The following is a 7474-nucleotide window of genomic DNA, read 5'->3' on the forward strand; positions in this document are numbered from 1 at the left end:
AGTGACGCGCCCGCGTTTCTGAGAGGATCGCTGAGACCGGCTCTGTGGAAGTGAATGTCGAGGCTTGTGTTAGGGCGTAGGCCCAGTCGCTCGGCGTGACCCAGCGCGGCCCAATTATTTTCAACCTGCTTGAGCGTGAGATGCCGACGGGGAAGATGGGACCAACGCTGTCTACGAGGCTTGGAGAGTAGAGCTGGGCCGCCCTTACTCATATAGAGAGGGGTCTCCATTCGTTCCGACTGATCCAAGCAGCTCCTCCTCTCACAGAGTCGCAGAACAACCCGGCAACTTTGAGCTGGAGTGTAGCATTTTTTGTCGCTCGCGTGGAATGGGATGCTGCCCAGTTATCCACACCCGCTTTCGCTAAAGGAGATTCTATCGGGGAATCTAACGGTAGATGGGGGGGGGCACAGTCCGACCATTGGGGGGGGCACAGTCCGATGTAGGTGGGGGGCGGAGTCCGACCTCCTATTGGTGGGTGTGCGACCTATACTCCGACATAAACTGGTTCAGCTTTTCGGCGTTGTCATCGGCGGTTTCGGCTAGCGACTTGCTGTATGCCCGAGCACCAGCAAGCTCACTCTGGAGGTCCGCGACATTCGACTTTAGCTCGGCAATTTCTGATTCCAGGTCGTTGATTTGGCCTTCCATCTCACTGAACTTCGCGCTGGTGGCGTCCGTCGCTGCATCGGTAGCGATGTCCTCGATGTCTGCGTCTGTGTGGCCTCGGGGGATGTTATCGCAGCCCGCGACTAGAAGCATTGCAAGGGCGGGGTAGATAATGCGGTGCGCTGACCTGCGTTCGAACATCCTAGTTCCCCCTATTTTACGGCAATCCTTGCAACTCGACTTCGCGGGATAGGCGGTGGCGAAGCGCGAAGCATCAACCCACCCTCGACCTCCTCGACGCGTGCATCAGGATAGACGGCCAGCACATCCCGCAAGCGCCGTTTCATCTCCCGCTTGAAGTCCTTTCGGTCGCTGTATTCGCTTCCAAACTGTTCCTGTAGGGCTGCCCAGGATATGCGGCTCCCGCCCCGGCGAACACGGTGGAGGCGGTGCGCCAGCCAAGTGTAGATGTCGAGCGCCAGCGCCGAATGGGTCAGCTTGGCAATCGCGCCATGCTCCAAGGGGACGGCTGTTTCGGTCAGGCTGTCGAAAAACTCTTGGCTAAGCTCAATCTCGGTCGGCCAGAGGGTCGGCTGATCGCCGCGGCTATCTATCCACGCCTCAAACTGCCGGAAGGGCTTGGCATCTAGGGTAACGGCAAAGTCTCGTTCCACCCCACCGATGGTGCGCGTTTCCACCCTGCCCAAGCGCAAGGTGCAGACGGCAAGCGCGGTCATTTGCTGCCGCATTTGCCGGTAAGCTTTGCCGCCATTGTCCAAGCCCAGTTCGGTCAGGAAGGCATTGACGCTCCCACCTACATCAACCGTTCGGCTTCGCGTTCGGATTGCCTCGGTCGATATATGGACCAACGCCAGCCGGGGGCGAACGCCATAGGGCAGAGGCATTTCCTGCCATGCTCGCCCGTCCCATGCCTTGCCCGCCTCCACCTGTAGCGACACGTTGCCGCTGGTGCGTTCAAAGGTGCGTCCAGGTGTTGGGCTGCGTGGCAAGCCAACTTGGCAGAGAACAGCGGGGAGATAATCGGGCTTGCCAGCCTTTATGGCTCGGTCGGCTTCCTTCGCCAATTCAATGACGTTGCGGGGGAGCGCGTCGAACAGTGTTGTGGGATTGTCCTTCACTCACTGTCGCTTTGTTGGCGCACATGGAAATGCCGCGACCCATGATATTGCCATGAGGTCAGAGGCTCTTCGGTGCATCAGTTCAGGATGGTCGCCTACAAACTTATTGGCGATAACCAGCAGCTGCAACACCGATACATTTTCCGGAAAACAGGCCACTGGTTTTCCAGGCTTCTGACCCGCAAGTTTAAGGCCTTCAACGAAGCCATTCGCGAAACTGATGCAGTCGAACCAGCCTATCAGTTTGTCCTTGCTGGGTTCGTCCGCGCTCCTTGGGCAGTAAGTCAGAATGTCCGCACCGGTTTTGGGGATTGCCGCAGCTGGGCTTGGGAGTGACAAACCCCCTGCAATGGCAACGGCGATTAGCACGGCTCTCATGCCGCCCTTCTCCTATGCCACTTCGCATAGATGATTGCTGCGATCCCAATTAGCGCCAAGAGCCAAATCCAACCGGAGAGCGATGCGCTCGTTGCCTGGTCGCTTGAAAGCCCGCTTCCTTTGGCAGCCTGATAGCTATTTCCGTAGCGGACCAGGGCGATGGCCAGAAGCATCCATCCCCCAGCTATGATCCACCCTTCATTGTCCTTGCTGCGGCGAGCAAAAAACCAAGCCACCCCTGAGAAGAGAAGGGCTTGGAACCCGACTACTCCATAACTGAACCACAAGGCCAAACCCTCTTCGGGCGGAAAGGTCAGCCGAAAGGCAATCAGGGCGGCAAGGAAGAGAACCAAATACCTCATGCTGCGACCTTCAAATGGGGGGCGCGAAGGATGATTTTGCGCACGGTATTTGCTTGCCATGTTCCGCCCCGCGCCGTCCGAACGCCCCGAACGTTCAGGGCTTCCGCGATGCCGTTGTAGCTGGTGACACCTTGCTGTCGCACCTGTTCGATGACGGGGAGAACGTTCAAGGCGAATGCGTCTGCTGTAGCCTTGGTAGAGGCGACCGCCTTGGCACGAGCTTCCGCCAGATTGGTCCGGTTGCCCAGCTTCACGCCTTGCGCCTTCTTTGCCGCTAGCGCTGCCTTGGTCCGCTCGGAAATCAGCTTCCGCTCCTTCTCGGCCAGCGCCGCGTAAAGGTGGAGCATGAAGCTGTCCGCGTCCGCGCCCAACTCTGCGACAATGAACGGGATGCGCTGGGCCATAAGCCCGCTGATGAAATGAACGTCCCGCGATAGGCGATCCAGCTTGGCGACAATGACAGGGCATTTCTCCTTGCGAGCCAGTGCCAGCGCCGCAGCTAGTTCGGGACGACGGTCGAGTGCGTCGGCCCCTTTGGCCGTCTCGACCTCGACGAACTCGCCTAGCAGCTCCAAGCCTTCTCTCTCGGCAAAGACCCTAACCATCTCCCGCTGCGCCTCTAGGCCAAGGCCGGAACGACCCTGCCGTTCGGTTGAAACGCGAAGGTAGACGACCGCCCGATCCATAGCCCGAAACTCCTTGCTGTTTCAGACTATACGCACGTTTAGCTTGTTAACAACCTAAAAAGTTGACTGGTAGGCAGGAGCGGACCCGATATGCTGGGCCCAGACGACCCGAGCATATTCTTAGTTATATATAGAAACACTAAGTGGTTGAGTTATTTGGCCAACTTCTCCGAGAAGCTGCTTTCAAGGCCCGAAGCACGTAGCGCCGACGCGCTTAAGCGTATCTCTATCGCCAAAAACCGCATCCAGTCCGTCTTGGATCGTGAACGCGTCGCTCATCAGAAAACTCTTGAGCAGAAAATCTCCGACCAAGGGCCTGTTGGCATGCGTGTCGACCCGCACCTAGTCGGGCTCGCGATCATGGATCTACTAGAGCTTAATCGCCTCAAAACAGTTCTAAGTGAGGTCACCGGTAAGCACCCCTGGTATGCCAATCGTCTGACATCTGGAGCTGAAATCGATGAGCGTTTGGAGACGCTGGCTCCCCTCTATCAGTCTACACTAGGTAACTTCAGCAACCTCATCGGCGATGCCCTAGAGGTGATCACTGAAAAGTGTCTAGCGGCCCAGCAAGCCAAGCAAGGTAAATATGTTTACCAAGGGCACTTTCTACTAGATGAGCCGAAAGACAAGCACGGTCGCTACAAGAAGATACAGCCGCCAAAGGCGATTGGCCCCTTCTCTACACAGAAGGAAGCTGATTTTCTTCAGTTCGGTTACGACGACGGAGCCCTGTGTATAGAGTGTAAAAACTATCGTGAGTGGATTTACCCCCACAGCAATCTAATCTCTGAGCTAATTGTTAAGGCTCTTGAGCTTGGTTCACTTCCACTCATGGTTGCTCGCAGAATACATTACACAACAAGAGAGAACTTGTTTAAGCCAGCTGGAATCATGTTTCACGAGACATTCTACCAGTACTACCCTGTCGGGCATGATGAGATTACGGATAAGGTAAAAGATAAAACGCTATTAGGATTTTCTGACGTCAGAGCGACAGAACAGCCTGACAAACGCACATCAAAGTTCTTCAGTGACTATCTTCCGACCATTACGGCTCCCTCCGCCCTGCTCTGGAACAGGCATAAGGACGCTCTCAAGGCATATACCCGAAGCGAGATGGACCTGATGGAGCTCTATAAAGTTATCGGCAGCCCAGGTGCGCGGGTGACTGCCCCTGTACCGTTCTGAGCTAGACCTCTGTCCAACGCCGCCAGAAAGGCTTTGCCTTTCCTCCGGAAAGTTGGGTCTTAAGCTGAGATATGTCTCTGAGGGCCCTCTCAAGTTCAGCCTTGGTGCCCATCTCCCGCATCTCAGCCGCTACTAGCTCCGCCCTGTCTCTGGCGTGAGCGTCTTTAGCCTCCATGAGCTGAGCCGTGAGCCGTTCGATCTGGTCGTGAGCGGGGCGCAGTAGACCGACGGCTTCAGATAGCGCGGCAAGCAGCCGCGTATCCCTATCGTCACCCCTGTTACCCCCCGGTGTCGCAGGGGATTGTTCCGGTCTTTGTTGCGGGGGGTGCGTAGCCGCTGGCGTTATGGCTGCCGTTGGCAGTTCAACAGTGACCGGGGCGTTGGGGTAGTTGCCTGGGACAAGCCTCCACTGCCCTGCTTTAGCTGCTCTGCGCGCCTTCATTTTAGCTGCGTCGAGGGACAAGCCCAGACGATCGGCAAGCTCACGATAGGTCAGCCGGATTGTGTCGTCAGCCATGCCCTGTTCCCCTAGCAACAGGGGCAACAATGCCGGACAGGCGTAGGGTAACGCAATCCCCTCTGTCGTTACGGCCTCTCTACTTCGGGGGTAGAGGGATGCTCGAACTGTATCCCTGCGGCTGCCCAGCGCTCGTCTGGTGTTGAAAAGGCTCGTGAGCGGGCAATCCTGTTGAGTGCTTGATCCTCCTGGAGGGTAAGGACCGCAATCTTCCAGTGTCGCCGGACCAGATCATCCATCGAAACTTCGTCGAGTTTCCCTGCTTGGCTTAAATCAAGAACCATCCTCGCAAACGCCCGTCGAGGCGTGCCGTGTTCTACGCGAAGGTAATCTTTAGGGCGCAGGTCCGGAGCCGCCTGTTGCGCTGCGCGGGCCTTTAATGACCAGAGCTCATACTGGCTTACATGGTGCGGCGAGGCTGAGCCGCCCGACCGGAGCTTTGCGTAGACATCTGCTAGAAGCTCTAGGCTCCGAATAGCCATGTTCTCGGTGAGACCCGCAGCCATCATCTCCTCAACGTGTCGGCACGCTATGCAGAGATGCTCAATCTCAATGTGGTTTTTGGATTTGCGCCTCAAAGCAAAGTTACTTGGCGATGGTGATAATCGGAGGGGGTGCACACGCGGAGCGGACCAGATTAGCGTTCAGACTCGACTGACCAACGGGTTGCGGGATGCCTTTCTCCGACTGCTGGAATGTAGGCTTCCCGTCCGGACTAAAGCCCCGAGTATCTAACCAAGCTAGGGTTCCCTCAGCACAGTTCACTAACGCCGTTCGGTCGAGCTGCTTCGTTCCACTGGATCCAAGCACTGACAGCACGGTTCGAGCCTTGATGACCACTTGCGGTCCAAAGGCGATCCAATTGCGGGATTTCAGGTCGATCCAGGTCAGCGTGCCTGGCGGCCCTACTCTGGTCCACTCCTGAGTGACCCCTTGAGAGTAGGCTGGTGCAGCAAGCGCACCCGCAATTAGTAGGGTTCTAATCGTGTTCATCGCCGCTCCTTTTGGCTATTCGGCTTTCACTACATCTCACTAGTTTAGTGAAGCAGCTCACCGGCCTAGGCGAAGGATGACGCCCGCCATTTCTGCCGCGCATTGCTCGTCTAGCTGCCAATAGCGTTCAAGGTGCCGCTCATAGGTCCGCTGCCACATGCCCTTTGGCCGCCGCAACCCTGCTTCCCAGCCTTCCGGGGAGCCTAGCTTACGTTGAAGGCGGAACAGGCGGTCAAAGGAACGGTCCCAGTGGGCTGAACGCTGCGACTGGTAGGGCAGACGCCACGCGCACCGTGATGCAAATCTATCACCGCCTGGGGGAAGGTGCAGCTTGGCAACGCGCCTACCGCTGTATGGGCAAGTCATCCACCATCGCCGCCCGCCATAGGTGGGCCTCGTCCAGGTCAGGGCGATACGCTGCTCCACCGGTTCCTTGGAGCCGTCCCGCCGGGTCCGGGTATAGCTTAGGGTCAGGTGCGGGGTGCCGCTGTCGGTCAGGTCATAGCGGTGGGAGATGATAGCGATGCGCTCGCCTCTGCTCGACCAATGCAGGGTGCCAGCGCCCGCTGTCCCAGCCTTTGCCCAGCTGCGGCGAAGCATCAACCCTAAGTCGATTGTCAGCCCATCCTCGACCGTAGGCTTGCCGCCATGACGTCCCGAACCGAACCCGCCCATATCAGCTCCCCACCATGTTACGGTTTGTGCGAGGTGCGATCCTCCCCCGGTGTCCCGGTAGGCCACAGTGCAGTTGCCCGGGCCCCCGCCTCGCCAGATTTTCCGCAATCATCAGGAGACTTCGAATATCCGCCATTTGTTTATTGGCGCGTGACAAAAGCCAAACAGACGCGCCTCTGCTATTAAATGCTGTCGTAAAGCCGCCTGTAAGGCCCACCAGCGCACGGTTGAGTGTTTCCGCTCCCCGACACCCGCGAACACGCCCCTTGCGCCCTGAGGGCAGGAAAAACGGCTTTAGCGAAGGTCTGCCGTTCCACCCTTTCCCCTGCCAAGCCATTATGCCTTCTCCGCCTGGGCCTGCTGGTAGGAAGAACGTGCCTTGGGCCCGACGTTGCGGCTGACGCCAGTTTTCAGCCCATAGATTGGCGCGTTGCTCGGCTTGTCACGGTCGTCGAGTGAAGGAGGGCAGCCATCTACATGATAGCGAGGACAGGCTGCAAAGACGGGCCAGTGCTGCGGGTCTAGGTCCTTGCTCATGTAGCGAAGCTTTCCTTTCGCGTTTGCGAGGGTAGGCAAGGCAGTGAAATTGGTGCCGCCCGCGGTGTTGGGCTCCATCCCAGCTTTACGCGCCCAGGTGCGCCGTAACTGGTGCCATCGGTTCAGGAGCTCAGGCGGGACGTGCATCAGAACGTGAGCGTGAATGCCCTCGCCTCGGAAACCCGCTCGATTCTCTAGCACCCATATGATGACGGTCTGCCCGCCCTTGCGCTCGATCCATTGTCGCGCAGACTTCAGGAAGGCCTTTAGTGACGCGCCCGCGTTTCTGAGAGGATCGCTGAGACCGGCTCTGTGGAAGTGAATGTCGAGGCTTGTGTTAGGGCGTAGGCCCAGTCGCTCGGCGTGACCCAGCGCGGCCCAATTATT

The 7474-nt window shown here is 57.8% G+C and carries 8 protein-coding genes; 1 reads left to right on the plus strand and 7 read right to left on the minus strand.

The annotated features are described in order from the left end of the window. Positions 1–468 precede the first annotated feature (468 nt). Genes ACP69Z_RS13625 through ACP69Z_RS13645 form a run of 5 tightly spaced genes read right to left on the minus strand, consistent with a single transcriptional unit; the run spans position 469 to position 3174 of the window. The gene (locus ACP69Z_RS13625) at positions 469–810 is read right to left on the minus strand and encodes a hypothetical protein (RefSeq protein WP_426268118.1); all 342 of its coding nucleotides are present in this window, start codon (positions 808–810) and stop codon (positions 469–471) included. An 11-nt stretch (positions 811–821) separates the two neighbouring features. Further along, positions 822–1748 (minus strand): replication protein RepA, encoded by a 927-nt coding sequence (locus tag ACP69Z_RS13630; protein ID WP_426268119.1) that lies wholly within the window; start codon positions 1746–1748, stop codon positions 822–824. Further along, the gene (locus ACP69Z_RS13635; RefSeq protein WP_426268120.1) at positions 1749–2126 is read right to left on the minus strand and encodes a Rap1a/Tai family immunity protein; all 378 of its coding nucleotides are present in this window, start codon (positions 2124–2126) and stop codon (positions 1749–1751) included. Then, complete coding sequence (locus ACP69Z_RS13640; RefSeq protein WP_426268121.1) at positions 2123–2488, minus strand: hypothetical protein; 366 nt, start codon at positions 2486–2488, stop codon at positions 2123–2125. Before ACP69Z_RS13640 ends, ACP69Z_RS13635 begins: the two co-directional genes overlap by 4 nt. Continuing rightward, positions 2485–3174, minus strand: a complete 690-nt coding sequence (locus ACP69Z_RS13645) for a recombinase family protein (protein ID WP_426268122.1) — start codon at positions 3172–3174, stop codon at positions 2485–2487. Before ACP69Z_RS13645 ends, ACP69Z_RS13640 begins: the two co-directional genes overlap by 4 nt. A 156-nt stretch (positions 3175–3330) precedes the next feature. Here ACP69Z_RS13645 and ACP69Z_RS13650 point away from each other — a divergent pair, with 156 nt between their 5' ends. Next, positions 3331–4365 (plus strand): hypothetical protein, encoded by a 1035-nt coding sequence (locus ACP69Z_RS13650; protein WP_426268123.1) that lies wholly within the window; start codon positions 3331–3333, stop codon positions 4363–4365. A 1-nt stretch (position 4366) separates the two neighbouring features. Here the strand turns inward: ACP69Z_RS13650 and ACP69Z_RS13655 are convergent, their stop codons facing one another. Both ACP69Z_RS13655 and ACP69Z_RS13660 read right to left on the minus strand, forming a co-directional pair. Further along, positions 4367–4882: a hypothetical protein gene (locus ACP69Z_RS13655; protein WP_426268124.1), complete on the minus strand. Its 516-nt coding sequence runs from the start codon at positions 4880–4882 to the stop codon at positions 4367–4369. Positions 4883–6886: 2004 nt separating this feature from the next. Next, positions 6887–7474, minus strand: a 588-nt coding sequence (locus ACP69Z_RS13660) for a hypothetical protein (protein WP_426268125.1), incomplete at its 5' end; no start/stop codon positions are given.

The sequence above is a fragment of the Sphingomonas sp. LHG3443-2 genome, assembly GCF_049896405.1.
Taxonomy (GTDB): Bacteria; Pseudomonadota; Alphaproteobacteria; order Sphingomonadales; family Sphingomonadaceae; genus Sphingomicrobium.